The following is a 26,426-nucleotide window of genomic DNA, read 5'->3' as shown; positions in this document are numbered from 1 at the left end:
GGGCGGGGGGTGGGGGCACCACCTTCTCTCCTTTCTGTTTTTCCCCCCCCCCTGCGCTCCCCCCCCCCCCCCCCGCGGCCGATGATTCCCTGCAGCAGAGAGCGACGTTTCACGTGAAACACGATGCCTCTGGGGGGCAACTACCAGGCCACGACACTCCGCAGAGCGTACGTATGGCCGCGTTACCGGCATAGCGCTACCAAGAGCCGCAAAGACCGGCATTCGCCGCTTATCGGGCACCGCTTCCAGAGGCCGGACGATCGCCGCCGACCCCTGGAAACGGGCGTCAGCGGCGTCGGCGCGTGCGCCCGGTCCTCGCGGCCTTGGCCCTCTTTGCGGCGAACCTCACACCGCCGGGACTCTCCCCCACCACCACACGCACCACCGTGGACAGCGGATCGACCACGCCCGCACCGACGTGCAACACCTCGGTCTCCAGCACGCCGAGCTTGCTCAGCGCGGCCCTGGCGCCGTTCAGCTCCTCCTCGGCGGTGTCGCCCTTGAGCGCCAGCATCTCCCCGTACGGCTTCAGCAGGGGGACGCCCCAGCCCGCCAGCCGGTCCAGCGGCGCGACGGCGCGCGCGGTGACGACCTGGACCGGTTGCAGCGTCCCGAGGACCTCCTCGGCCCGGCCGCGTACGACCGTCACATGGTCCAGGCCGAGGAGGTCCACGACCTCCTGGAGGAAGTTCGTCCGCCGCAGCAGCGGCTCCAGCAACGTGATCTTGAGGTCGGGACGTACCAGTGCCAGCGGGATGCCGGGCAGACCCGCGCCCGAACCCACATCACAGACGGTGACGCCCTCGGGCACCACCTCGGAGAGCACCGCGCAGTTCAGCAGGTGCCGCTCCCACAGCCGGGGCACTTCGCGCGGGCCGATCAGACCGCGCTTGACTCCGGCGTCCGCAAGAAGCTCCGCGTACCGGACAGCCTCCGGGAAGAGCTTTCCGAAGACCTCCTGCGCCTCTGCAGGGGCCTGGGGTAGCTCTGCTGCCTCCGTCACGGGGACCGTCCTTCCATACCGCACTAGCGCACTGTGGGTGGCTGACTATCAGGCTGACAAAGATCGGCCCCGCCTGCGAACAGACGGGGCCGACAGTACAAGGGTCGGTCAGGCCGGGAGAACGACGACGAAGCGCTGCGGCTCCTCGCCCTCCGACTCGCTGCGGAGACCGGCCGCCGCGATCGCGTCGTGCACGACCTTGCGCTCGAACGGCGTCATCGGGTCCAGCCTCACCGGCTCGCCTGTGCTTCTGACCTCGTCGGCGGCCTTGGCGCCCAGCTCGGCCAGGACCTCGCGCTTCTTGGCCCGGAAGCCCCCGATGTCCAGCATCAGACGGCTGCGGTCACCGGTCTCCCGGAGAACGGCCAGCCGCGTCAGCTCCTGGAGCGCCTCCAGGACCTCACCGTCGCGCCCCACGAGCTTCTGGAGATCGCGCGCCGCGTCGCTGATGATCGACACCGCGGCCCGGTCCGCCTCGACGTCCATGTCGATGTCGCCGTCGAGGTCGGCGATGTCGAGCAGGCCCTCGAGGTAGTCGGCCGCGATCTCGCCCTCCTGCTCCAACCGGGTCAGGGTGTCGCTGCCCTCAGCGGCGGCCGTGGAGGTGGTGCCTTCCGTCACGGATGGACTCCTTCTTACTTCTTGGACGGGTGCTTGGGCCGCTGCGGGCCCTTGCGCTGTCCGGACTTGGCTTGGCGTGAGGAGCCGGAGGCGCTCTTGCCCGCCGACTTCGGCTTGTCGTCGTCCTGCGACGCGTCCTGCTTGCGGAGCGAGGGCTTCGAGCCGGCGTCCGCCGGTTCCGCTTCCTTGGCTCCGCCGACCGCGGTGGCGGCCGTCTGGCGCTTCGCCTTGGTCTGGCGCTTGGGCTGCTGGCGCCGCTGCGCCGCGCTGACCTCGGCCTCGGCCGCCGCCGTCTCGCTCTTCAGCACGGTGCCGTCCTCCTGGGCGGCGAAGCCCAGCTTGGCCAGACCGGTGATGAACTTGCGCTCGATGTCGTTGCGGTCGGGCCCCTTGGCGACGATCCGCTTGACGGTGTTGCGCCGCGTCCGGCCGCGGACCTGGCCGTGGGACGTCACGCTCTTGAGAAGCCGCTGGAGGTAGGCGTCCTGCGCCTTGCTGCCCGGCGTCGGGTTCTGGTTGATCACGTACATCTGCTGACCCATGGTCCAGACGTTCGTGGTCAGCCAGTAGACGAGGACGCCGACGGGGAAGTTGATGCCCATCACGGCGAAGATGATCGGGAAGATGTACATCAGCATCTTCTGCTGCTGCATGTACGGGGTCTTCACCGTCAGGTCGACGTTCTTCGTCATCAACTGGCGCTGGGTGAAGAACTGCGAGGCCGACATCAGGATGATCATGATGGCGGTGACGATGCGGACGTCCAGCAGGTCGGCGTTGAGCGAGGAGACCTTGTCGGCGCTGTCCATGAACTTCGCGGCCAGCGGAGCCCCGAAGATGTGCGCCTCACGGGCGCTGTCCAGCAGGCCCTGGTCGATCTCGCCGATCTTCTTGTTCGAGGCGATGGACGACAGCACGTGGTACAGGGCGAAGAAGAACGGGGACTGCGCCAGGATGGGAAGGCACGAGGAGAGCGGGTTGGTGCCCGTCTCCTTGTACAGCTTCATCATCTCTTCGGACTGACGCTGCTTGTCGTTCTTGTAGCGCTCCTGGATCGCCTTCATCTTCGGCTGGAGCACCTGCATGTTGCGGGTCGACTTGATCTGCTTCACGAAGAGCGGGATCAGGCAGATCCGGATCAGCACCACCAGCGACATGATCGACAAGCCCCAGGCCCACCCGGAGTCGTCGCCGAAGATCGCCCCGTACAACTTGTGGAACTGGACGATGACCCAGGAAACGGGCCAGGTGATGAAGCTGAACAGACTGGCAATCGCGTCCACTAATCAAGCTCCTTGAGCATTGGGCGAGGTCTCTGAGGCCGGGCTCGGGGGCTCGGAGACCGACGATCCCCCGGACGGCACGTCAGCGGCGGAATCCCCGCCCTTGTCGCCGCGCAGGGCACTGCGCAGCAGCTCGTGCCACCGCGGGCGCCTGCGCGGCGGAACGTGATCCACCCCGCCGGGCGTCCACGGATTGCACCGCAGGATGCGCCAGGCGGTCAGCGCGGTTCCCTTGACGGCGCCGTGCCTGTCGATCGACGTGTATCCGTAGTGGGAGCACGACGGGTAGTAACGGCAGACAGGCCCGAGGAGTGGACTGATCGTCCACTGGTACAGCTTGATGAGAGCAAGCAGCGGGTACTTCATCGCGCGCCCCCTCCCAGCAGCCGCTGCAAAGCGGCGTCCAGGTCTCGGGCCAGATGTGCATGGTCGGCGTCGCCCGAACCGGGCAGCGCCCGTACGACGACAAGGCTACCGGGGGGCAGCTCGGCCAGCCGGTCGCGGACGAGGTGGCGAAGCCTGCGCTTGACCGCCGTCCGGACGACCGCACCGCCCACGGCCTTGCTGACAACGAAACCCGCACGCGGTGGGGGAGCAGTCTCCCCCGTCGCGTGCGGGTGCGTTTCGCCGCTGCGTAGATGGACGACGAGCAGTGGACGTCCGGCTCGACGTCCTCGTCGTACCGCGGTCGCGAAGTCCTCGCGCCGCCTCAGCCGATTCTCGGTAGGCAGCACGTCATGGACCTGTAGACGATCAGGCGGACAAGCTGCTGCGGCCCTTGCCACGGCGGTTCGCGAGAATCGCACGGCCGGCACGGGTACGCATACGCAGTCGGAAGCCGTGGGTCTTGGCGCGACGACGGTTGTTCGGCTGGAAGGTGCGCTTGCTCACTCGGGGGCTCCAGAAATGATTCGTGTGTTGGCGGGACATCGCCTGGCTGTCACCGTGCGCCCACGAGGAACTCGCGTAAACGCCTTAGTGCACCGCTTCACAATCACAGATCGTGATCTTTGCCCATCGGAGGCAGGCGGCAGCAGCCATCGACAACTCGACCTGGTCACGGTACGCGCGGCTACGCCATCCGGTCAAACCGGCTCCGTCCGGGCCTCCATTGTGCACAGCCTGTGGACAACGACTTGAACCGCGCGGGTCGGCCTGACTACCGTGGCTGAACTCCGGTTCCTTTCCTTCCCCCCTGCCGGGCCTCACCCGACCCGACCCATCCCGTCCCGAGAACCACACATTCGTGGGACATGCGAGAGAGCGTGCCTTGTGGCTGACGTACCTGCCGATCTTGCCGCAGTGTGGCCGCGAGTGCTGGAACAACTCCTCGGGGAGGGTCAGCAGGGCATCGAGCCGAAGGACAAGCAGTGGATCGAGCGCTGCCAGCCCCTGGCACTCGTCGCCGACACCGCACTGCTGGCCGTCCCCAACGAATGGGGCAAGCGCGTCCTGGAGGGCCGGCTCGCCCCGCTCATCAGCGAGACGCTGACCCGCGAGTGCGGCCGCCCCATCCGGATCGCGATCACCGTCGACGACTCCGCCGGCGAACCGCCCGCGCCCCCGATGCGACCGTCCCACCAGGGCCAGGGCCAGCAGGGGCGCCGCTACTCCGGGCAGCCGCGCGAGGACGCCCCGCACAACGACGGGTACGACGGCTACGGCCACCGCCCCTCGGACGACGGGATGCCGACCGCCCGGCCGGCCTACCCGGACTACCAGCAGCGCCCGGAGCCCGGCGCCTGGCCGCGCACCCAGGACGACCTGTCCTGGCAGCAGCCGCGGCACGGCGGGTACCAGGACCGCGAGCAGCCCGCGGAGTACCGCGAGGCGGAGCCGTACCGCGAGAACGAGGGGTACCGGGAGCAGCCCTCCGAGCAGTGGCGCGAGCCGTACGGCACCGGCCGCCCCCAGCAGCCGCAGCACGACTACCGCTCGCAGCCGCCCGAGCACCAGGGGTACGACCAGCAGCGCCCCGACCGGCAGGACCAGGCGCAGCACCGCCAGGGCGGGCCCGGCCACGGGCGGGCCGGCGGTTCGGTCCCCGGCCCGATGGGCGCGCAGCCGGCCCCCGCGCCCGGCCCCGGCGAACCGCACGCCCGGCTGAACCCGAAGTACCTCTTCGACACCTTCGTCATCGGCGCGTCCAACCGGTTCGCGCACGCCGCGGCCGTCGCCGTCGCCGAGGCCCCCGCGAAGGCGTACAACCCGCTCTTCATCTACGGGGAGTCGGGGCTCGGCAAGACCCACCTGCTGCACGCCATCGGGCACTACGCCCGCAGCCTCTATCCGGGCACCCGCGTGCGGTACGTGAGCTCCGAGGAGTTCACCAACGAGTTCATCAACTCGATCCGCGACGGCAAGGGCGACACCTTCCGCAAGCGCTACCGCGACGTGGACATCCTGCTGGTCGACGACATCCAGTTCCTGGCGAGCAAGGAGTCGACGCAGGAGGAGTTCTTCCACACCTTCAACACGCTGCACAACGCCAACAAGCAGATCGTGCTCTCCTCCGACCGGCCGCCCAAGCAGTTGGTCACGCTGGAGGACCGGCTGCGCAACCGCTTCGAGTGGGGCCTGACCACCGACGTCCAGCCCCCGGAGCTGGAGACCCGGATCGCGATCCTCCGCAAGAAGGCGGTCCAGGAGCAGCTCAACGCCCCGCCGGAGGTCCTGGAGTTCATCGCCTCGCGGATCTCGCGCAACATCCGCGAGCTGGAGGGCGCCCTGATCCGGGTGACGGCCTTCGCCTCGCTCAACCGGCAGCCGGTGGACCTCGGGCTGACCGAGATCGTCCTCAAGGACCTGATCCCCGGCGGCGAGGAGTCGGCTCCGGAGATCACCGCGCCGGCCATCATGGCGGCGACGGCGGACTACTTCGGCCTCACCGTGGACGACCTCTGCGGATCGTCCCGCAGCCGGGTGCTGGTGACGGCGCGCCAGATCGCCATGTACCTCTGCCGGGAGCTGACCGATCTCTCCCTGCCGAAGATCGGCGCGCAGTTCGGCGGCCGCGACCACACGACGGTGATGCACGCGGACCGCAAGATCCGGGCGCTGATGGCGGAGCGCCGCTCCATCTACAACCAGGTCACCGAACTCACCAACCGCATCAAGAACGGCTGACGCCCGCCTCTCACGACGCGCTCGAAGGGCGCCCGGCACGGACCTCCCACCGGTCCGCGCCGGGCGCCCTTCGCCGTTCCGCCGCCGCGGCCGCCCCGAGGGAGCGCCCGGAGCGGCGCGGGGAGCCTCCCAGGAGGCGGGGATTGGTCCGGCGAGGCGCTGGGGAGACTCCGGGAGTGCCGGCGGAGGGCCTGCGGCAGCGGCCTCCGCGCCCTCCGCCGCTCCGGCGCTGTTCGAATACGAGCCGCTCAGAGGCCGTTCTCCACAGATGTGCCGGGAATCTTCCGTCCACAGCCTGGGGACTGGGAAGTTGTTCCTGTTGCGTCCACAGGGCCCGCTGCCGATACTCCATCAGGCCAGGTCACACCCCTGGGGATTTGTGGCCAACCGTGATCCACAGCCTGTGGACAGAATATTCGTCCACAGGGGGCCGGCGTCGTTGTCCACCGGCGGCCCACAGGCCGGGCCCGGTTGTCCCCAGCTTCTCCACACCCCTGTCCACTGTTCGGCAACGCGACACCCGCTCTCACCGCCCGGAGTGAAAGGCGTCACACGAGGTCGCCGGGTTGGGCTGTGGGGAACGTGGGTAAAGCTGGGGACAGGCCTGGGGAGAAGTGGCCCCCTCCTGTGCATCGGGTGTGCAGAACTTTCGCCCGTCCACAGAAAGCCCCGGTTGTCCACGGGCGCCACCCACAGGACCGGTGGACAAAAAACCAGCGCTGACCTGCGCAAACGACGTTATCCACGGTATCCACAAGGCCTACTACTACTACCACTCAGAGTTAGCCAGGAATCCGCTTCGAAGTGGGGCCTGTGCACAACTCGCCTCCCGACCGCCGGACGGCTCTCGGCCCGACTTGACCCCGAGCAGCAACGACTGTCGGTGCCGTAGGTCAGACTGGACCCCGGATCCTCCCCAGCCCTTCGGCGAGGAGGTCCGGTCCAGACGACGAAGGCCAGCAGGGCGAGCGAGCGACAGCAGGAGGCGGTTCCGGTGAAGATCCGGGTGGAGCGCGATGTACTCGCGGAGGCGGTGGCCTGGGTGGCCCGCAGCCTCCCGGCCCGTCCGCCGGCGCCCGTTCTCGCGGGCCTTCTGCTGAAGGCCGAGGACGGGGCCCTCAGCTTCTCCAGCTTCGACTACGAGGTCTCCGCCAGGGTCTCCGTGGACGCCGAGGTCGACGAGGACGGCACGGTGCTCGTCTCCGGCCGGCTCCTCGCCGACATCTGCCGCGCCCTCCCCAACCGCCCGGTGGAGATCTCCACCGACGGCGTGCGGGCCACGGTGGTCTGCGGCTCCTCGCGCTTCACCCTCCACACCCTCCCGGTGGAGGAGTACCCCGCGCTTCCGCAGATGCCGACCGCCACGGGCACCGTCCCCGGCGAGGTCTTCGCCTCGGCGGCCGCCCAGGTCGCCATCGCCGCGGGCCGCGACGACACGCTCCCCGTGCTCACCGGCGTGCGGATCGAGATCGAGGGCGAGACCGTCACCCTCGCCTCCACCGACCGCTACCGCTTCGCGGTCCGCGAGTTCCTGTGGAAGCCGGAGGACCCGGAGGCCTCCGCGGTGGCCCTGGTCCCCGCCAAGACGCTCCTGGACACCGCCAAGGCGCTCACCAGCGGAGACACGGTCACCCTGGCGCTGTCGGGCTCCGGCGCAGGAGAGGGCCTGATCGGTTTCGAGGGCGCCGGGCGCCGCACGACCACCCGGCTGCTCGAGGGCGACCTGCCGAAGTACCGCACGCTCTTCCCCACCGAGTTCAACTCGGTCGCGGTCATCGAGACGGCCCCCTTCGTGGAGGCCGTCAAGCGCGTGGCCCTGGTCGCCGAGCGCAACACCCCGGTGCGGCTCACCTTCGAGCAGGGCGTCCTCATCCTGGAGGCCGGCTCCAGCGACGACGCACAGGCTGTGGAGCGCGTCGACGCGGTGCTGGAGGGCGACGACATCTCGATCGCCTTCAACCCGACGTTCCTGCTGGACGGCCTGAGCGCGATCGACTCCCCGGTCGCCCAGCTCTCGTTCACCACGTCGACCAAGCCCGCCCTGCTCAGCGGCCGGCCGGCCGTCGACGCCGAGGCGGACGCCGCGTACAAGTACCTGATCATGCCGGTGCGGCTCTCCGGCTGACGTCGGCCGATCGGGGGGCGTTCCCCCGGCAGTCCCCCGGCGGGCCCGCTCGGCGCGGAGCGGGCCCGCCGCGCTGTGCCCGTCCGGGCGTAGGCTCGGACGTGGGCGCACCTGCCCCGACGCTATCGCCACGACGCTTAAGGAATCTCTGATGGAGCTCGGTCTCGTCGGCCTCGGCAAGATGGGCGGCAACATGCGCGAGCGCATCCGCCGTGCAGGCCACACCGTCATCGGTTACGACCGCAATCCGGATGTCGCCGATGTCCACAGCCTCGAAGAGCTTGTGGGCAAGCTGAAGGGCCCGCGGGTCGTGTGGGTCATGGTCCCGGCCGGCGCCGCCACCCAGTCCACGATCGACGAGCTGGCCGAGCTGCTCTCGCCCGGCGACGTCGTCGTCGACGGGGGGAACTCGCGCTGGACCGACGACGAGAAGCACGCGCTCGAACTGGGCCTCAAGGACATCGGCTTCGTCGACTGCGGCGTCTCCGGCGGCGTCTGGGGCCTGGAGAACGGCTACGCGCTGATGTACGGCGGCACCGAGGAGAACGTCGCCAAGGTCCAGCCGATCTTCGACGCGCTGAAGCCCGAGGGCGACTTCGGCTCGGTCCACGCCGGCAAGGTCGGCGCCGGCCACTTCGCGAAGATGGTCCACAACGGCATCGAGTACGCCATGATGCAGGCGTACGCCGAGGGCTGGGAGCTGCTGGAGAAGGTCGACTCCGTCACCGACGTCCGCGAGGTCTTCCGCTCCTGGCAGGAGGGCACGGTCATCCGGTCCTGGCTGCTCGACCTCGCGGTCAACGCGCTCGACGACGACGAGCACCTCGACAAGCTCCGGGGGTACGCCGCCGACTCCGGCGAGGGGCGCTGGACGGTGGAGGCCGCGATCGACAACGCGGTGCCGCTGCCCGCGATCACGGCGTCCCTGTTCGCGCGGTTCGCCTCGCGCCAGGACGACTCGCCGCAGATGAAGATGATCGCCGCGCTGCGCAACCAGTTCGGCGGGCACGCGGTCGAGAACAAGAAGTAAGCAAGCCCAGCACCGCAGCACCACCGAGTGGAACAGCAGCCGGGGAGGTCGGCGCCCATGCACGTCACCCATCTCTCGCTGGCCGACTTCCGCTCGTACGCCCGGATCGAGGTCCCCCTCGATCCGGGCGTCACGGCGTTCGTGGGCGCCAACGGGCAGGGCAAGACCAACATCGTCGAGGCCGTCGGCTATCTCGCCACCCTCGGCAGCCACCGGGTCTCCTCCGACGCCCCGCTGGTGCGCGTGGGCGCGGAGCGGGCGGTCATCCGCGCGGCGGTCACCCAGGGCGAGCGCTCGCAGCTGATCGAGCTGGAGCTCAACCCCGGCCGGGCCAACCGGGCCCGGATCAACCGGTCCTCGCAGGTCAGACCGCGTGACGTGCTGGGAATAGTCCGTACGGTGCTGTTCGCGCCCGAGGACCTGGCCCTGGTCAAGGGCGACCCCGGCGAGCGGCGGCGGTTCCTGGACGAGCTGGTCACCGCGCGCTCGCCCCGGATGGCCGCGGTCCGCTCCGACTACGAGCGGGTGCTCAAGCAGCGCAATACGCTCCTCAAGTCCGCGGCCATGGCCCGGCGGCACGGCGGCCGCTCGATGGACCTGTCCACCCTCGACGTCTGGGACCAGCACCTGGGCCGGGTGGGCGCCGAGCTGCTGGCGCAGCGCCTGGACCTGATCGCCGCGCTCCAGCCGCTGACCGACAAGGCGTACGGGGACGTCGCGCCGGGCGGCGGCCCGGTGACCCTGGAGTACCGCAGCTCGCTGGGGGAGGACGTGGGCCCCGCGCGGAGCCGGGAGGAGCTGTACGGACAGCTCATCGCCGCGCTCGCGGGCGTACGGAAGCAGGAGGTCGAGCGCGGGGTGACGCTCGTCGGCCCGCACCGCGACGACCTGCTGCTCGGCCTGCGGGACATGCCGGCGAAGGGGTACGCGAGCCACGGCGAGTCCTGGTCGTACGCCCTGGCCCTGCGGCTGGCCTCGTACGAGCTGCTGCGCGCCGAGGGCAACGAGCCGGTGCTGGTCCTGGACGACGTCTTCGCCGAGCTGGACGCCCGCCGCCGGGAGCGGCTGGCGGAGCTGGTGGCGCCGGGCGAGCAGGTGCTGGTGACGGCCGCGGTGCCGGAGGACGTGCCGGGTGTGCTGGCGGGCGCGCGGTACGCGGTGTCCGCGGGCGTGGTGGAGCGGGTATGACCGGGCGCGGCGACGGCCCGGCGGGCCGGCGGGGCTCCCGCGCGGACGGGGGCGTTCCGGGGTCGGCCGCCCGCGCGGGCGGCGGGCCCGACCCGGCCGCCGGGGGCGCTCCGAAGCCGCCCGAGCCGGCCGGGGTGGACCTCGCGCGGGTCGCGCTGCGGGCGGCGAAGGAGCAGGCCAGGGCGCGGGGCGCGGCGGCGCAGCAGAAGAGGCAGGCGCGGCGGGGCGGCGGGCTGCGTTCGGGCGCGCGCTCCGACGGCCGGGACCCGCTGCCGCTGGGGTCCGCGATCAACCGGCTGATCACCGAGCGCGGCTGGGAGACCCCCGCGGCGGTGGGCGGGGTGATGGGGCGGTGGCCGCAGATCGTCGGCGACGACCTCGCCAAGCACTGCGTCCCGCTGCGGTACGACGAGGACCCGGACGCCCGCGTGCTGACGGTGAGCTGCGACTCGACGGCGTGGGCGACGCAGTTGCGGCTGCTGGCCCCGCAGCTCGTGGCCCGGCTCAACGCGGACCTGGGGCAGGGCACCGTACGGATGATCAAGGTGGTCGGGCCGGGGGGCCCGGAGCGCCGGTTCGGTCCGCTGCGGGCGCCGGGCAGCACCGGTCCGGGCGACACCTACGGCTGACGGCTCCGGGGGCGGGCTCCGGGCTGCGGTCCGCTGCCGCCCGTTGCGCGGGACCGTCTTGGTGCTCGACGCCGCTGAGCTGCCCTTCCGGCCGAAACTTGACGTGTACGGGGCGAGTAAGCCGTCCTTATTGCCCCGCTTCGCACCAGGGTGGTCCGTGTGTCGCGCACGAGGCGTCCCTCACCGTAGCGGGAGGTTGACAGGCCGAAGCGCGCTATGCCGGTCAGGGCCTCTTGGGGGCCCTCCCTGAATATGGGGAGTCGTCAGCCGCTCATTCAGGGCGGCACATGCGTACTCAGGTACCCGCAAACCCCCATCCATGTCGGCGCTACCGGTAGACTGGGGGGCAATCCCGCTACTGAGGCGGGAGTCGTCGATACAAGCCGAACGACGCAGCCGCTCCCGCCTGGCCGGAGAACGGCATGTGCTGTGCCAGAAAGGGCGCTTCGTGGCCGATTCCGGCAACCCCAACGAGAACATTCCGTCCACAGCCGGTGGGTCGGGCGAGGTCTCCGCCTCGTACGACGCCAGCGCGATCACCGTGCTGGAAGGGCTGGACGCGGTCCGCAAGCGGCCTGGCATGTACATCGGCTCGACCGGTGAGCGCGGCCTGCACCACCTCGTGCAGGAGGTCGTCGACAACTCGGTCGACGAGGCGATGGCCGGCCACGCGGACACCATCGACGTCACGATCCTCGCCGACGGCGGGGTGCGCGTGATCGACAACGGCCGCGGCATCCCGGTCGGCATCGTGCCGTCCGAAGGGAAGCCGGCCGTCGAGGTCGTGCTGACCGTCCTGCACGCGGGCGGCAAGTTCGGCGGCGGCGGCTACGCCGTCTCCGGCGGCCTGCACGGCGTCGGCGTCTCCGTCGTCAACGCCCTGTCCACGCGGGTCTCCGTCGAGGTCAAGACGGACGGCTACCGCTGGACCCAGGACTACAAGCTCGGCGTCCCGACCGCCCCGCTGGCCCGGCACGAGGCCACCGAGGAGACCGGCACGTCCGTCACCTTCTGGGCCGACGGGGACATCTTCGAGACGACCGAGTACAGCTTCGAGACCCTCTCGCGCCGCTTCCAGGAGATGGCGTTCCTCAACAAGGGCCTCACTCTCACCCTCACCGACGAGCGGGAGTCGGCGAAGGCGACGGCGGGCGCGGACAGCGTCGAGGCGGCCGAGCCCGCCGAGGAGGAGACCGTCCGCTCGGTCACGTACCACTACGAAAACGGCATCGTCGATTTCGTGAAGTACCTGAACTCGCGCAAGGGCGACGTCATCCACCAGTCGGTGATCGACATCGAGGCCGAGGACAAGGACCGCCTCCTCTCGGCCGAGATCGCCATGCAGTGGAACACGCAGTACACCGAAGGCGTCTACTCCTTCGCCAACGCGATCCACACGCACGAGGGCGGCACGCACGAGGAGGGCTTCCGCGCGGCGCTGACCTCCCTGGTGAACCGCTACGCGCGCGAGAAGAAGCTGCTGCGCGAGAAGGACGACAACCTCACCGGCGAGGACGTCCGCGAGGGCCTGACGGCGATCATCTCGGTGAAGCTGGGCGAGCCGCAGTTCGAGGGCCAGACGAAGACCAAGCTGGGCAACACGGAGGCCAAGACCTTCGTGCAGAAGGTCGTCCACGAGCAGTTGACGGACTGGTTCGACCGCAACCCCAACGAGGCCGCCGACATCATCCGCAAGGGCATCGCCGCCTCGACCGCCCGCGTGGCGGCCCGCAAGGCGCGCGACCTGACCCGGCGCAAGGGCCTCCTGGAGAGCGCCTCGCTCCCCGGCAAGCTCAGCGACTGCCAGTCGAACGACCCCACCAAGTGCGAGATCTTCATCGTCGAGGGAGACTCCGCCGGCGGCTCGGCGAAGTCCGGCCGCAACCCGATGTACCAGGCGATCCTGCCCATCCGCGGCAAGATCCTGAACGTCGAGAAGGCCCGGATCGACAAGATCCTCCAGAACACCGAGGTCCAGGCGCTGATCTCGGCCTTCGGCACCGGGGTCCACGAGGACTTCGACATCGAGAAGCTCCGCTACCACAAGATCATTCTGATGGCGGACGCCGACGTCGACGGCCAGCACATCAACACCCTGCTGCTGACGTTCCTCTTCCGCTTCATGCGGCCGCTGGTGGAGGCGGGCCACGTCTACCTCTCGCGCCCGCCGCTCTACAAGATCAAGTGGGGCCGGGACGACTTCGAGTACGCGTACTCGGACCGCGAGCGCGACGCCCTCGTGGAACTCGGCAAGCAGAACGGGAAGCGGATCAGGGAGGACTCGATCCAGCGCTTCAAGGGCCTCGGCGAGATGAACGCCGAGGAGCTGCGCGTCACGACCATGGACGTCGACCACCGCGTCCTGGGCCAGGTCACGCTGGACGACGCGGCGCAGGCCGACGACCTGTTCTCGGTGCTCATGGGCGAGGACGTCGAGGCGCGGCGCTCGTTCATCCAGCGCAACGCCAAGGACGTCCGCTTCCTCGACATCTGAGTCGGCCGTACCAGCGACGCCGCAGCTCGAAAGGACTTTGACCAGCAATGGCCGACGAGAACACCCCCGTGACTCCCGAACCCCTGACGCCCGAGGAGGAGACCGTCCCCGGCGTGGGGATGCGCGTCGAGCCCGTCGGGCTCGAGACGGAGATGCAGCGCTCCTACCTCGACTACGCGATGTCCGTCATCGTCTCGCGCGCGCTGCCCGACGTACGGGACGGCCTCAAGCCCGTCCACCGCCGGGTGCTGTACGCGATGTACGACGGCGGGTACCGCCCCGAGAAGGGCTTCTACAAGTGCGCCCGCGTCGTCGGCGACGTCATGGGCACCTACCACCCGCACGGCGACTCCTCCATCTACGACGCCCTGGTGCGCCTCGCGCAGCCCTGGTCGATGCGGATGCCGCTGGTGGACTCCAACGGCAACTTCGGCTCTCCGGGCAACGACCCGGCCGCGGCCATGCGGTACACCGAGTGCAAGATGATGCCGCTGTCCATGGAGATGGTCCGGGACATCGACGAGGAGACCGTCGACTTCCAGGACAACTACGACGGCCGCAACCAGGAGCCGACGGTCCTGCCGGCGCGCTTCCCCAACCTGCTGGTCAACGGCTCCGCCGGGATCGCGGTCGGCATGGCGACCAACATCCCCCCGCACAACCTGCGCGAGGTCGCCGCCGGCGCCCAGTGGTACCTGGAGCACCCCGAGGCCTCGCACGAGGAGCTGCTGGACGCGCTGATCGAGCGCATCAAGGGCCCCGACTTCCCGACCGGCGCGCTCGTCGTGGGCCGCAAGGGCATCGAGGAGGCGTACCGCACCGGCCGCGGCTCCATCACGATGCGCGCGGTCGTCGCGGTCGAGGAGATCCAGGGCCGCCAGTGCCTGGTCGTCACGGAGCTGCCGTACCAGACCAACCCCGACAACCTCGCGCAGAAGATCGCCGACCTGGTCAAGGACGGCAGGGTCGGCGGGATCGCGGACGTCCGGGACGAGACCTCCTCGCGCACCGGCCAGCGCCTGGTCGTCGTGCTCAAGCGGGACGCGGTCGCCAAGGTCGTCCTGAACAACCTGTACAAGCACACCGACCTCCAGACGAACTTCGGCGCCAACATGCTGGCGCTCGTCGACGGGGTGCCGCGCACCCTGTCGATCGACGCGTTCATCCGCCACTGGGTGACGCACCAGATCGAGGTCATCGTCCGGCGGACGAAGTTCCGGCTGCGCAAGGCGGAGGAGCGGGCGCACATCCTGCGCGGCCTCCTCAAGGCCCTGAACGCCATCGACGAGGTCATCGCCCTCATCCGGCGCAGCAACACCGTGGACATCGCGCGCGAGGGCCTGATGGGCCTGCTGGAGATCGACGAGCTCCAGGCCAACGCCATCCTGGAGATGCAGCTCCGCCGACTGGCCGCGCTGGAGCACCAGAAGATCACCGCCGAGCACGACGAGCTCCAGGCGAAGATCAACGAGTACAACGAGATCCTGGCCTCGCCCGCCAAGCAGCGCTCGATCGTCAGCGAGGAGCTGGCCGCCATCGTCGACAAGTTCGGCGACGACCGGCGCTCCCAGCTCGTGCCCTTCGACGGTGACATGTCCATCGAGGACCTGATCGCCGAGGAGGACATCGTCGTCACGATCTCCCGCAGCGGTTACGTGAAGCGGACCAAGACGGACGACTACCGCTCGCAGAAGCGCGGCGGCAAGGGCGTGCGCGGGACGAAGCTCAAGGAAGACGACATCGTCGACCACTTCTTCGTCTCGACGACGCACCACTGGCTGCTGTTCTTCACGAACAAGGGCCGGGTCTACCGCGCCAAGGCGTACGAGCTGCCCGACGCCGGCCGCGACGCGCGGGGCCAGCACGTCGCCAACCTGCTGGCGTTTCAGCCGGACGAGAAGATCGCCCAGATCCTGGCGATCCGCGACTACGAGGCCGTGCCGTACCTGATCCTGGCGACGAAGGGCGGTCTGGTGAAGAAGACCGCGCTCAAGGACTACGACTCCCCGCGCTCCGGCGGCGTCATCGCGATCAACCTGCGCGAGACCGCGGACGGCGGCGACGACGAGCTGATCGGCGCCGAGCTGGTGTCGGCCGAGGACGACCTGCTGCTCATCAGCAAGAAGGCCCAGTCGATCAGGTTCACCGCGACGGACGACGCGCTGCGCCCGATGGGGCGTGCGACCTCGGGCGTCAAGGGCATGAGTTTCCGAGAAGGCGACGAACTCCTCTCGATGAATGTGGTCCGGCCCGGTACGTTCGTGTTCACTGCCACCGACGGCGGCTACGCGAAGCGGACCCCCGTCGACGAGTACCGCGTCCAGGGCCGCGGCGGCCTCGGCATCAAGGCCGCCAAGATCGTGGAGGACCGCGGATCGCTCGTCGGTGCGCTGGTGGTCGAGGAGACGGACGAGATCCTGGCCATCACCCTCGGCGGTGGTGTGATTCGTACGCGAGTCAATGAAGTCAGGGAGACGGGCCGTGACACCATGGGCGTTCAACTGATCAACCTGGGCAAGCGCGATGCCGTCGTCGGCATCGCGCGCAACGCCGAGGCCGGTCGCGAGGCGGAAGAGGTCGATGCGGCCGACGACGTCGAGGGCGGTACGGCCGAGGTCCATGCCGAGAGCGTGGTCGAGGGCACTGTCGAGGGCATGGAGCCCTCGACCGGGGAGCACGAGGAGTAAAGCGTGAGTGGAGCCACGGGCGCCGGTTCGGCCGCTTCCGGAGCAGGAGCGAGCGGTGCCCGTGGCCCCGCCGCGGACTCCCAGGGGGGCACTGTGACGGAGACACGAGGGTCTCAGGCCAAGTACGAGGGTTACGCGACCGGGCCGCTGCCCGGCGAGCGCGAGCCCGCGTCCGGCCCGGCCGGCCCGTACCACCCGCCGCAGGCGTATCAAGCGCCTGACGGCGGCACACTGGGCGACGCGCAGGGCGTCGGCGGCGCCCAGGCGATGCGCAAGCCGCGGACGGGCGCGCGGACCACGCCGCGCGTGCGCAAGGCCCGTCTGCGGGTGGCCAAGGCCGACCCGTGGTCGGTGATGAAGGTCAGCTTCCTGCTGTCGATCGCCCTGGGCATCTGCACGGTGGTGGCGGCGGCGGTCCTGTGGATGGTGATGGACGCGATGGGCGTCTTCTCCACCGTGGGCGGCACGATCAGCGAGGCCACCGGCTCGAACGAGAGCAACGGCTTCGACCTGCAGTCGTTCCTGTCGCTGCCGAGGGTGCTCGTCTTCACCTCGATCATCGCGGTGATCGACGTGGTGCTGGCCACCGCGCTGGCGACCCTGGGCGCCTTCATCTACAACCTGTCGGCGGGCTTCGTGGGCGGCGTCGAGCTGACGCTGGCCGAGGACGAGTAGCACGCCGAGCATCGATTTTGGGACTGGCCCCGACGTGCGCTAATCTTCAGAAGTCAGCGCGAGAGCGCGGCGGGGCTATAGCTCAGTTGGTTAGAGCGCATCCCTGATAAGGATGAGGCCACAGGTTCAAATCCTGTTAGCCCCACAGCATGAAGACCCCCAGCCATCCGTGGCTGGGGGTCTTCGCGTTGTGCGCCCCTCCGGGCCGCCGGAGGCAGCCGCGCAGGGCGGGCGGGGCAGACCGGGGTGGCGGGCGGGGCAGAGCCGCGGGCGGGCGGCGGGCCGCGTCGCCGGGGCGGGCCGGGCGCCGGCGGGTGGTGCGGGGGCTGGGCGGGGCGTCGGGCGCGTACGGCGGGGGCCGGGCACACGAGAAGGCCCCCGGCCGGTGTGAACCGGACGGGGGCCCCGGAGTGCGGTGGCGGAGGGATCAGGGGGGCGGCACCGGGGAGTCGCCGGCCGGGGCCGAGTGGCGGGGGCGGGACGCGTCGGCGGTGGCGGTGTCCGCCGGGTCGAGCGTCAGGTGGCGGGCGACCGGGGAGGAGCCGTGGGCCTCGGCGCGGATGCGCTGCTTCATCGTGGGAGGCAGGGCCCGGTCACGCGGAAGGGTCCAGCGCACCGAGGGGGTCGCGGCGGTTGCCGCGGTGGCCTCCGTGTGCTCCTGGGTCGTGGCGCTCGGCTGCGTGGCGGCGTTCGCGGCGGTGGCCGTGGCGGTGGCGAGGCCGAGTGACGCCAGGAGGGCGAAGAAGGCGGTGATGAAGGCGGTCCACAGGTTCTTGGGCTGGAAGGTGCTCATGGCCCCTCGCTTTCGGACGGTCCGGTTGCTGACTTCTCCGATGATGGAGATCCGGGCCGCGATTCCGGGGAGCGACGCCCGCGCTGCGCCGATCTTCAGATCAACACCACTCGTATGGTGCAACTGGGCTGGACAGGGCTGCGCGGCCGGTCGCGACGGGGTGCGCGGGGCCCCTCCGGGCGCCGCGACCGGGCTGTTTCCCGCCTCCGGGCAGGTCACCGATCGATATCGGCCGGTGTGTATAGTCGGCGGCAGAAGGCCCCTACGCCAAGGAAAGACGAGGTCGCGCGGTGAAGAAGCTTCTCCTGGTCGCACTGGCCGCCATCGGCGGGCTCCTCGTGTACCGCCAGATCCAGGCGGATCGCGCCGAGCAGGATCTGTGGACGGAGGCTACCGACTCCGTGCCCGCAGGTTCGGGTGTGTGAGACGGCAGAGTCTGTTACGGGCCCCGGTCGCTGAGCGGCCGGGGCTTCGTGCTGTCCGGGCCGCCGGGTGTTCCTCACTGCGAAGCGCGTGGTGTGAGCGGGGCGAGCGGGCCGGGTCCGGGGACAGCGGCGGTGCGGGCGGGGCAGGATGGACGGGCGTCGCGGCTTGGGGCTCCCTTTCCTCCAGCGGTGCGGCGCGGTGCACAAGGGCGGGGCGGCCGGCGGGTGAGGACGACGGGGGGAACCACGTGAAGAGGCGGCGCGGCAGGGGCCGGGTGGCGTCGGCGGCACTCGCGGCGGTGTGCGCGGCGGCGGTGCTGCCGGGGCAGGCGCAGGCGGCCGCCCCCGGAACGTACGCGTTCGATCCCGAAGCCCGACCGGTGCAGGGTGCGGCGGCCAACGCCGAGGCCTCCGTACTGGACGAGGGCGTCACGTACCGCAGCACGATCAAGCCGGGCGAGAAGCTCTACTACCGGGTCGCCCTGGACGACGTCTCCCCCGCCTACGTCGCGGCGGTCGCGGTGCCCGGCGACAGCGGCGCCGTCTCCTACGGCGACGGCATCACCGTCAGCCTGCGGGACCTCGACGACGCGCGCTGCGGTTCGGGGCGCGCGGTCTTCGGCGCGGGCGGGTACGCGCGGCCCGTCGCCGCGTACGCCCACCGGACGCCCGACGCGTCCACCACCCGCTGCCAGAGCAGCGGACTGTACGACGTCCTCGTCGAGCGGGAGAGCGAGAAGACGTCCGATCCGGCGGCCTGGGACCTGGAGTTGCGCTTCCTCCGGGAACCCCGGCTCAGGAGCGGAGCGGCCCAGCCGACCGAGGGTCCGTCCAACTGGCCCTCCGAACCCGCCGATCCGCCGCCGGGAACGCCGAAGAAGCGTGCCGGCGGGCGGGGTTACTCCGAGGCCACCGGCCTGGAGACCGGCCAGTGGCAGGACGCCGTCGCTCCGGGGCAGACCCGTTTCTACCGGGTGCCGGTGGACTGGGGCCAGCGGCTCCACGCCACGGTCCGGCTCGCCAACAGCACGGGCGCGGCGAAGGAGTTCGTGGGCAGCGCGCTCACGCTGTCGCTCGACAACCCGGCCCAGGGCCATGTCGCCGACGTCTCCCTCGCGTACGCCGGGGCGCCCGCCTCCGCCACCCTGCGACCGCTGCCGCCGGTGGCCTACCGCAACCGGTTCGACTCCTCGGAGCACGTCGGCGGGATGCGCTTCGCGGGCTGGTACTTCCTCTCGGTCTCCCTCAGCCCCGAGGTGGAGGACGTCTACGGCGGTGCGCCGATCCCGGTGGAACTGGCGGTCCGGGTGGTGAACGGGGCCGAGGCGTCGCCGTACGCCGGCACCGCCTCCGACGCCGGGGTCTTCGCCGTCACCGACCAGGACAGGGCCGTGGCCAGGAAGGGGCAGAACGCCCGGCAGGCGGCGAAGAGCGGCACCATGCGCCTGGTCGCCGCGGCCGGGATCGGCGGCGGCTCCGTGCTGGTGCTCGGGCTCGGCGTGTGGACCCTGGTGGCCCGCCGCCGGGCCTCCGCGGCGGCGGGGGGCCGGTAGCGGAGCGGGCGCGGTGGCGCGCGGGGACGGCGGCGTTCCCGTGCGGTGCCCGGTCCCGGCCGTCAGATCCGGGTCAGCGCCCAGATGCCGACCGCGAAGCAGATCAGCGCCGCCACCAGCACCGGGACGGCCACCTTCGCGGGCGGGCCCGGACGGCTGCCCCGTACGGGTGCGTGGGGCGCGGCGTGGTGCAGCGGGGGGCCCGGTACGGACGGGCGCGGGGCGGGGTGGCCGAGGGCGCCCGCCGGGGTGTGCGCGGGGGCGGTGACCGGCGCCCGGTGGGAGTCCGGAGCGCCGACGGCGTACGGGGGAGGAGCGGCGGGCGCGGAGACGGTGGGCGGACCGAACACCGCTGGCTGTGCGTCCTGTTGGCGCGGGGTCGCAGGCACGGGAGGAGGCGCCAGGCGGAAGCTGCCCGTCTCCGACATCGAGACGGGCGGTGCGGGGGCGGCCGGTCGGGTGGGGGGATGGTCGAACCGGGCGTCGAAGTCGGCCCGTCGCGCCGTGTCCGCGGCCGGTACGGCGTCGCGGTCGGACGCGGGCTCCTCCACGGCCCGCGCCGTGCCCGGCGCGGGCTTCCGCTCGGGCCCGTCGGGGCCGAACCCCGGCGGCAGGGGGCCGATCTGGTCGAACACCTCCACCGGTTCGTCGTCCGGGCCGGGCTCGGGCAGCATCTCGACCGCCGCGTTCAGCGCCTTGCGCGCGCCCGTGGCGGTCCGGAACCTGGCGTGCGGGTCGGGCTGGAGGAGTCCGGCGAGGACCTGCCACAGCGGCTCGGGGACACCGGTGGGGGCGCTCGGGGCGCCGTGCGCGGCGAAGCGCTGGATCAGCGCCCGCGCGTCCGGCTTCCGGCCCAGGAGGAGGTAGAGCGCGACCAGGCCGACCGCGAAGAGGTCGGCGGGGAAGTCCGGCTCGGCGCCCATCATCTGCTCGGGGGCGAAGTAGCCGGGCGTGCCGAGCACGTAGTCGGTCGCGGTCAGCCGGGGTTCGCCCTTGCGCATCGCGATGCCGAAGTCGGAGAGGCGCAGATGCGGGCGGCCCGTCCCGGTGGCCTCCAGCAGGATGTTGGCCGGCTTGATGTCGCGGTGGACGACGCCTTCCGCGTGCACCGTGGACAACCCGGAGAGCAACTGGTCGAGGAGGAGGCAGACGAAGCGCGGCGGCAACGGACCGTAGTCGCCGATGACATGGGCGAGCGAGCCGCCGCTGACCAGGTCCATGGTGAACAGGACCTTGTCGTCGTCGGCGGCCCAACTGGCCGGGGCCAGCACGTGGGGGTGCTCGATGCGCAGCGCCTGTTCGCGGACGAACCGCAGCAGCGTGTGGGCGTCGCTCTGCTGGAGCACCTTGGCCGCCACGTACCTGCGGCGGCGGTGGTCCCAGGCCCGCCAGACGGCGCCGACCCCACCGCGCCCGACCGGATCGACCAGCTCGTACCGACCGGCGAAGACCTCACCCATGGCGCTGCGCCCGCTCCCCGTTCCCGTGGTGGCCCGCGGCGTCCGCCGCGTCCCCGTGCCCGCGTCCCGTGTTCGGCCTCCGGCCTCGCCGGCGCCAGGGCGCTGCGCGGGCCCTGGCTCCGTCTCGTCCGGACGGCCTCAGCTCTGGTGCGCCTCGTAGTGCGCGACCGCGTCGGCGGTGCGCCCCGCTCCGTACACCCGGAGGAACTCTGCCAGCTCCGGGTGGGTCGGGGCGAGGGCGTCCGAGGCGTCGATGATGTCGCCCGCGGCCGCGACCGACCTGAGCAGGGACTGGATCTCCCGCACGACGCGGCGGACGGTGGGAGCGGCGCCGTTGGAGGCGGTCTGGCCGGTTCCGGTGAGGACCGACCCGCCCTGCGACTTCTTGATCTCCTCCATCCGCTCGGCGGCCTCGCCCGCGCTGACGCTGCCGTCCGCCACCTGGCTCGCCAGCTCCTGGAGGGCCTGGACACGCTGGACCACGGCGGGGTTCCCGATCTTGGCCCGCTGCCCGCTCATCAACTGGGAGAGCATCGGGGCGGAAAGCCCGAGCACGGCGGCCAGCCGGGCCTGGTTCAGCCCGAGATCATCGATGAGCCGGCGGAAGAGCGCCCCCAACGGCTCCCCGTACCAACTGCGTTGGAGATCTCTGGCTCTCGCCGTCGCCTCTTGTTGCGCTGCGTCCATGGCGTCTCCCCTTCGCTGCGGCTTCGCTGCTGCGAACCTCGTCGTGCATCTTACGGAGCGTGGTCGTCCACGGGGAGCCCCCATCCTTTTGCCAGATTCCGGGGGACACCCGGTACTCTTGTCCGCGACGGTGACCGCGGCACGGGTGTGCGGTGGGTCGCCTTCGGCTGTGGTGGTTCCGGGGCCTTAGCTCAGTTGGTAGAGCGCTGCCTTTGCAAGGCAGATGTCAGGAGTTCGAATCTCCTAGGCTCCACACGCGAAATGCCCTCCTGACCTGCGAGAACGCAGGTCAGGAGGGCATTTTTTCGTCGTCCGCGGGCCGCGGGAGTGGAGGGCCTGACGCAGAGGGTGCAAGCCGCCTCTTGTCCGGACCACCAGATCCCCGAGTGACCGTGACCGGCGTACACGGGCTTTGCCTGCTCACCTGAGCGGGATCTCCTCCTCGGCGGTCCGGCGGCGGCGTGCATCCGAGTCGTTCGCCGGCGGTGGCGCTGAGTGGGCAGCCGGGCGAGTGGGAGGACCGAGGGCGTCCCTGCTGAGTGGAGCGCGGTGGGGTTTTCCGACCGCACGCAGCGTCAAGCGCGTGGGAGCAGTTTCCCGGTGAGCAGCGGTTCCAGGTAGTTCTGGGCGAGCCAGCCGACGGCGTTGACGCACACGGCGTCCCCGAAGCCCATCAGCGCCTGGTTGCCGCGGGCCGGGAGGGTGTAGTCGTCCGCGCCCATCAGGCAGGCGTACTCGTGGGGGGTCATCCAGCGGGCTCGGAGGGGCTTCCCCTTCTCGACGCGGACCACCGCCTGCTTGGAGGAGCCGCCGCCGGTGGTGCGCAGGCAGCCCGCGATGTCGTCGGCACGGATCTCCCAGGCGGGGACGCCGCCCCTGGTACGGCGGTAGGCCGTGCGGTAGGCCACCTCGCCGGTCGCTTCGAGGGCGGCCACGCGGGCGAGCTGGACGGGGGAGAGCTCGTTGCGGAACTTGGCCATACGCTGCTCGTCCCACCACAGGGCGTCGTCCACCTCGCCGTTCCGCTTCACGAGCTCCGTCCATCCCGTACTGGAGTGAGCCGGCGGCTCGGGGAGCGAGGCGCGGTGCGTGTCCAGCTCGGGGTCCGCGAAGACCGATCCGAGCCATTTGGGACGCAGCACGGAGTCGCCCTCCCAGGGCTCTTCCTCCAGCGGCTTCTTGAGCGAGCCGACCACGAAGAGGCGGGGGCGTGACTGAGGGACCCAGCTCCGAGCGTCCAGGGTGAGGACGTCCACCGAGTAGCCGAGTTCATTGAGCCTGCGCACCGCCGCCTTCAGATCCGCCCCGCCATGGCTGGTGGCGAAACCGTTGACGTTCTCGAGGGCGACGACGGGAGGCTTGTCCGGACCGAGTTCGTCCAAGATGTCGGTGAAGTTCCAGAACGTGCCCGAGTGCTTGCCGGCCAGCCCCTTCCGCCCACCGGCGAGAGAGAGATCCGTGCAGGGGAAGGAGGACCAAGCGAGCCCGAGATCGCGGGGGACCCCGGCGCCGACGATGTCCTGGGCGACGGCCTTGATGTCCTCCAGCACGTAGTGGGCGGCTCCTTCCGCGCCGAAGTGGCCGCTGTACATCTCCTGCTTGTCCGCGGACAGATCGTTGGCCCAGGTGACTTTGAACCCCGCCTGTTCCAGCCCGAGGCGCGCCAGGCCGATACCGGCGAAGAATTCGGCGACCGCGAAGGAGGCGGGCGGCTGCGCCGCCTCGGAGAAGCCGTCCTGTGCCGGTAGGGGGAGGAGGTCGGTTGTCAGTGTCACGCGTTCGATCCTATGGCAGGGGGTCGGGGGCGGCTGGGCGATGCTGGAGGTGCGCGGTGGCGCTTGTGGGGAACCCGTGTCGGCCCTCGGTGATTCCGTGGGCCGTGGGAACTGCGGTCGTCGGGTCATGCGCCTCCCCTTTGCTTCCTGCTCGATGCCCGCAGCCTGGGAGCCCATGACTTCCATCACTTTGCGCGGTCATCGGGATTCCGTTCGCTACTCAACGTAGTTCCCGGCACTGACAGCGGGCTGCCGCGTTCCTGTGCAGCGAGGCGCGGGAGAATGGAGGGATGACCCCCTCGGATCATTCATGGGCCTCGTCGCCCGGCACGCGGGCCAGCATGAGGGCGAACCGGAGCCGCGACACGAAACCGGAGATCGCGCTGCGGAGGGCGGTGCACGCGCTCGGGCTGCGCTACCGGGTGGCCGCCCGCCCCCTGCCGGAGTTGCGGCGCACGGCGGATCTCGTCTTCACGCGGCAGAAGGTCGCGGTGTTCATGGACGGCTGCTTCTGGCACGGGTGCGAGGAGCATCACACTCGTCCCTCGGCCAATGCCCCGTACTGGTCGGAGAAGGTGCGGCGCAACCGCGAGCGCGACCGCGACACGACAGCGCGCTTGGCCGCGGCCGGGTGGCTCGTGCTGCGTTACTGGGAGCACGAGGACCCGGTGGCGGCGGCGTTGGAGGTGGAGGCCGCAGTGAAGGCGCGGCGCTCCGTCTGTACGGGCTGAAGGGTCAGTGGCCTTGCCTCGAGGGCTTCGGACGGGCCTGAATGCGGACGGGCTCCTCTCCTTCGCCGTAACGGCGCGAGACCACGGAGACGTTCAGCAGCGTCCCCTTCTCGGACGGCGCCAACCGGATGCGCGCGTCGTTCACGTACATCGGGCGCAGCGACTCCGGCACATCGAGCGCATCGAAGAGCGCGCGCACGAAGTGGCTCGTCGCGAGGGTGTGGAGCGGCGGCTCGGGGTTCTCCCTGACCTCTGCCGCCGTCCTCGGGAAGAGGAACACGCACGGGGGCGGGAGCCAGCCCGATGGTTTGTCCGACGCGGCCTGGTATCGGGTCGCCGCCTCGCGGAGCCCGTCCGTGACCCCGTGGCTCTTCGGACAGGGACGATCTTCGGAGCCGCAGCGGCCGTCCCAGAACAGGTAGGCGTCGACCCGCTGCTTGGGATCGGCGTGGATCTTGGGGAAGAGGCGGGTGGCGACGGCCGACCAGGCGCTCTTCCCCGGGTGGTTGAGCAGGCTGTGGGGATTCTGGCTCCAGATCACCAGCTCGTCGGCCCAGGCCGGACGTTCGTAGATCCCGGTGTTGTTGCCGTCGCCGGCCCCTTTGGACTCCAGGGCGACCAGGGTGCCGTCGGGCAGCTCCACCTTCCAGTCCTGTCGACTCTTGCCCTTGATCTCCTCGAAACGCCTCACGGTCCCCCGTTCCACGCACCGGGTCAGGACGGCTTTGACGAAGGCGCTCTTCTCCTGGGGGTCGGCCGCGTTCGCACCTCGGATGCTCTCCACTGCTGCACGGAGAACGGCATCCCAGCGGGCCGGGTCGATGTCCGCATCGCGCAGGAGATGCGGGGCGACGACGGGCAGTCGGCGGAGCAGATCCTTGGCCCTGTCCGCCTGCTTCCTCAACTCTTCGTCATGGTGGCAGGCGAGAGCTTCTTCGGTCTTGGCCTTCTTGGTCAACGTGCGCATTCCCAGGGTCGTGGATGCGGAGGCTGCGGCCTCCTGGAGGGAAGGGACAGCCGTGGGCGCTGGATTGGACGCCGCCATCGGGGCTGCCCTCAGAGGTTCGACGGAATCTCGATCTTGAGCGACATGTCGGACTCCGCCGTTTCGATCCGCTGGTTGTACAGCTCCAACAGCTCGCGCAGCCTGGCCCGGATGCCGTTCTTGACGAATCCGGCGGTCTCCTCGATGTTCGTGCCGACGAAGTCCTCGATGGACTGGATGGCGACCTTCTTCTCCAGACCGGCCAGGCGTGCGATCTGGACGGCGGCGGCGACGGCGTCCTCGGGGACCAGGACGCGGGGGCGGAATCCCTCGAGCAGATTGTGCGCGCACCGGTCCGTGAAGACCTTTTCGCCGGGGGCCATCGTCACATGGAGCGCCGTGTCCCCGATCTCGTAATCCCCGGCCCGGCCCGTCTGCGCGTCGGCGGTGGTGTAGCCCTCGACGTTGACCTCGGCGTCAGGGAACCGGATCTGCAACTTCGCGCCCACCAGGTGCTGGGCGATGGCCCCCGCCGTCGTGCCTCCGCGCTCCCGGCCCGCCGCGATCAGGTTGGCCACGGTCGTGCGGACGGAGTTCTCGGGATCGATCTCCGCGCTGATGCGCTTCTTGCCGAAGTAGTCCTCCCGCACCCTGCCGACGAACCAGCCCTGCAACAGGGCTGCGAGGTCCGTGCGTTCGACGTCGGTGAGGTCGGCGACGGCGTTCTCCTCCCCGGCCTCGTTGATCACGTCGGCCAAGGTCTCCGCGTGTCGGATCGTGTAGCGGGAGGTCCGGCCGCCTTCACTGGTGAACCGTCGATGCTCGTCGTGCTCGGCGAGGATGCTCTTCGCCTTGGCTCCGCTTGCGGTTTTCACCTGCGACTCCGCGGCGTACATGCTGCGGGTCAGGGGGAAGCCGCCGGCGAGGAACTCCGTGATGTACAGCCCGGCGCACATCACGTTGGAGTCCACGGACCCCTTCGCGTTGCGTTTGCCTTCGTACCAGGCACTGACCGGGACGACCATGGCCTCAGAAGCCGTGACCGCTTTCTTGGTCGGTTCCTGGGCGGTGAGCGAGACCATGGAGTCGCCTTTCGTACGCGTGGGGCCGGACGGCCGAGGGGTGAGCCGACTACGCGTTGGCGGCATACGTCAGC

23 protein-coding genes and 2 tRNA genes are annotated in these 26,426 nt (G+C 70.5%); 13 read left to right on the top strand and 12 right to left on the bottom strand.

Features of this window, described 5'->3' with window-relative positions; translation table 11 throughout:
* Positions 1–286: 286 nt before the first annotated feature.
* From rsmG to rpmH, 6 genes are all read right to left on the bottom strand, one after another.
* Positions 287–1,003, bottom strand: a complete 717-nt coding sequence (gene rsmG, locus ACZ6EJ_RS11140; RefSeq protein WP_469266273.1) for a 16S rRNA (guanine(527)-N(7))-methyltransferase RsmG — start codon at positions 1,001–1,003, stop codon at positions 287–289.
* Positions 1,004–1,111: 108 nt separating this feature from the next.
* Positions 1,112–1,624 (bottom strand): Jag family protein, encoded by a 513-nt coding sequence (locus ACZ6EJ_RS11135; protein ID WP_469266271.1) that lies wholly within the window; start codon positions 1,622–1,624, stop codon positions 1,112–1,114.
* 14 nt (positions 1,625–1,638) lie between these two features.
* On the bottom strand, positions 1,639–2,907 hold the full coding sequence (gene yidC / locus ACZ6EJ_RS11130) for a membrane protein insertase YidC (RefSeq protein ID WP_469266269.1): 1,269 nt from the start codon (positions 2,905–2,907) through the stop codon (positions 1,639–1,641).
* 3 nt (positions 2,908–2,910) lie between these two features.
* Positions 2,911–3,273: a membrane protein insertion efficiency factor YidD gene (yidD, locus tag ACZ6EJ_RS11125; protein WP_469266267.1), complete on the bottom strand. Its 363-nt coding sequence runs from the start codon at positions 3,271–3,273 to the stop codon at positions 2,911–2,913.
* On the bottom strand, positions 3,270–3,641 hold the full coding sequence (gene rnpA, locus ACZ6EJ_RS11120; RefSeq protein ID WP_469266265.1) for a ribonuclease P protein component: 372 nt from the start codon (positions 3,639–3,641) through the stop codon (positions 3,270–3,272). The genes yidD and rnpA overlap by 4 nt, the downstream gene beginning before the upstream one ends.
* A gap of 19 nt (positions 3,642–3,660) precedes the next feature.
* Positions 3,661–3,798, bottom strand: coding sequence for a 50S ribosomal protein L34 (rpmH, locus tag ACZ6EJ_RS11115; protein ID WP_003967884.1), 138 nt, complete (start codon positions 3,796–3,798; stop codon positions 3,661–3,663).
* A gap of 381 nt (positions 3,799–4,179) precedes the next feature.
* Between rpmH and dnaA the strand changes: the two genes are divergently transcribed.
* From dnaA to ACZ6EJ_RS11070, 9 genes are all read left to right on the top strand, one after another.
* Positions 4,180–6,033 carry a chromosomal replication initiator protein DnaA gene (dnaA, locus tag ACZ6EJ_RS11110; RefSeq protein ID WP_469266262.1) on the top strand — a complete coding sequence of 618 codons (1,854 nt, stop codon included), beginning with the start codon at positions 4,180–4,182 and terminating at the stop codon, positions 6,031–6,033.
* A gap of 994 nt (positions 6,034–7,027) precedes the next feature.
* Entirely contained in the window at positions 7,028–8,158 is a 1,131-nt protein-coding gene (dnaN, locus tag ACZ6EJ_RS11105; protein WP_469266260.1) for a DNA polymerase III subunit beta, read from the top strand.
* Positions 8,159–8,309: 151 nt separating this feature from the next.
* Positions 8,310–9,188, top strand: a complete 879-nt coding sequence (gene gnd, locus ACZ6EJ_RS11100; protein WP_469266258.1) for a phosphogluconate dehydrogenase (NAD(+)-dependent, decarboxylating) — start codon at positions 8,310–8,312, stop codon at positions 9,186–9,188.
* A gap of 57 nt (positions 9,189–9,245) precedes the next feature.
* Complete coding sequence (gene recF, locus ACZ6EJ_RS11095; protein ID WP_469266256.1) at positions 9,246–10,376, top strand: DNA replication/repair protein RecF; 1,131 nt, start codon at positions 9,246–9,248, stop codon at positions 10,374–10,376.
* The gene (locus tag ACZ6EJ_RS11090; protein ID WP_469266254.1) at positions 10,373–11,005 is read left to right on the top strand and encodes a DciA family protein; all 633 of its coding nucleotides are present in this window, start codon (positions 10,373–10,375) and stop codon (positions 11,003–11,005) included. The genes recF and ACZ6EJ_RS11090 overlap by 4 nt, the downstream gene beginning before the upstream one ends.
* A gap of 424 nt (positions 11,006–11,429) precedes the next feature.
* Positions 11,430–13,499 (top strand): DNA topoisomerase (ATP-hydrolyzing) subunit B, encoded by a 2,070-nt coding sequence (gene gyrB / locus ACZ6EJ_RS11085; protein WP_469266253.1) that lies wholly within the window; start codon positions 11,430–11,432, stop codon positions 13,497–13,499.
* 47 nt (positions 13,500–13,546) lie between these two features.
* Positions 13,547–16,186: a DNA gyrase subunit A gene (gene gyrA, locus ACZ6EJ_RS11080; RefSeq protein ID WP_469266251.1), complete on the top strand. Its 2,640-nt coding sequence runs from the start codon at positions 13,547–13,549 to the stop codon at positions 16,184–16,186.
* A 93-nt stretch (positions 16,187–16,279) separates the two neighbouring features.
* Positions 16,280–16,861 (top strand): DUF3566 domain-containing protein, encoded by a 582-nt coding sequence (locus tag ACZ6EJ_RS11075; protein WP_469266249.1) that lies wholly within the window; start codon positions 16,280–16,282, stop codon positions 16,859–16,861.
* 71 nt (positions 16,862–16,932) lie between these two features.
* Positions 16,933–17,006 (top strand) — tRNA-Ile (locus ACZ6EJ_RS11070).
* Positions 17,007–17,288: 282 nt separating this feature from the next.
* Here ACZ6EJ_RS11070 and ACZ6EJ_RS11065 read toward each other — a convergent pair.
* Positions 17,289–17,654: a DUF6344 domain-containing protein gene (locus ACZ6EJ_RS11065; RefSeq protein WP_469266247.1), complete on the bottom strand. Its 366-nt coding sequence runs from the start codon at positions 17,652–17,654 to the stop codon at positions 17,289–17,291.
* 290 nt (positions 17,655–17,944) lie between these two features.
* Here ACZ6EJ_RS11065 and ACZ6EJ_RS11060 point away from each other — a divergent pair, with 290 nt between their 5' ends.
* Positions 17,945–18,079: a DLW-39 family protein gene (locus ACZ6EJ_RS11060; RefSeq protein WP_003958712.1), complete on the top strand. Its 135-nt coding sequence runs from the start codon at positions 17,945–17,947 to the stop codon at positions 18,077–18,079.
* A 248-nt stretch (positions 18,080–18,327) separates the two neighbouring features.
* Complete coding sequence (locus ACZ6EJ_RS11055) at positions 18,328–19,632, top strand: hypothetical protein (protein ID WP_469266245.1); 1,305 nt, start codon at positions 18,328–18,330, stop codon at positions 19,630–19,632.
* Positions 19,633–19,694: 62 nt separating this feature from the next.
* Here ACZ6EJ_RS11055 and ACZ6EJ_RS11050 read toward each other — a convergent pair whose 3' ends face one another.
* The gene (locus ACZ6EJ_RS11050; protein ID WP_469266243.1) at positions 19,695–21,092 is read right to left on the bottom strand and encodes a serine/threonine-protein kinase; all 1,398 of its coding nucleotides are present in this window, start codon (positions 21,090–21,092) and stop codon (positions 19,695–19,697) included.
* A gap of 138 nt (positions 21,093–21,230) precedes the next feature.
* Positions 21,231–21,779, bottom strand: coding sequence for a helix-turn-helix domain-containing protein (locus ACZ6EJ_RS11045; RefSeq protein ID WP_469266241.1), 549 nt, complete (start codon positions 21,777–21,779; stop codon positions 21,231–21,233).
* Between the two features lie 180 nt (positions 21,780–21,959).
* Here ACZ6EJ_RS11045 and ACZ6EJ_RS11040 point away from each other — a divergent pair.
* A tRNA-Ala gene (locus tag ACZ6EJ_RS11040) sits at positions 21,960–22,032 on the top strand.
* Between the two features lie 322 nt (positions 22,033–22,354).
* Here ACZ6EJ_RS11040 and ACZ6EJ_RS11035 read toward each other — a convergent pair.
* Positions 22,355–23,554 (bottom strand): DNA cytosine methyltransferase, encoded by a 1,200-nt coding sequence (locus tag ACZ6EJ_RS11035; RefSeq protein ID WP_469266239.1) that lies wholly within the window; start codon positions 23,552–23,554, stop codon positions 22,355–22,357.
* 341 nt (positions 23,555–23,895) lie between these two features.
* On the opposite strand from ACZ6EJ_RS11035, the gene ACZ6EJ_RS11030 reads away from it, so the two are divergent.
* Entirely contained in the window at positions 23,896–24,285 is a 390-nt protein-coding gene (locus tag ACZ6EJ_RS11030) for a very short patch repair endonuclease (protein ID WP_469266237.1), read from the top strand.
* A 4-nt stretch (positions 24,286–24,289) separates the two neighbouring features.
* Here ACZ6EJ_RS11030 and ACZ6EJ_RS11025 read toward each other — a convergent pair whose 3' ends face one another.
* Positions 24,290–25,252, bottom strand: a complete 963-nt coding sequence (locus tag ACZ6EJ_RS11025; protein WP_469266236.1) for a hypothetical protein — start codon at positions 25,250–25,252, stop codon at positions 24,290–24,292.
* Positions 25,253–25,341: 89 nt separating this feature from the next.
* Positions 25,342–26,352: a DUF4928 family protein gene (locus ACZ6EJ_RS11020; RefSeq protein WP_469266234.1), complete on the bottom strand. Its 1,011-nt coding sequence runs from the start codon at positions 26,350–26,352 to the stop codon at positions 25,342–25,344.
* Positions 26,353–26,426: the final 74 nt, after the last annotated feature.

This window comes from Streptomyces sp. NPDC041970, from assembly GCF_055588985.1.
This window is presented reverse-complemented; position numbering and strand designations above follow the sequence as displayed.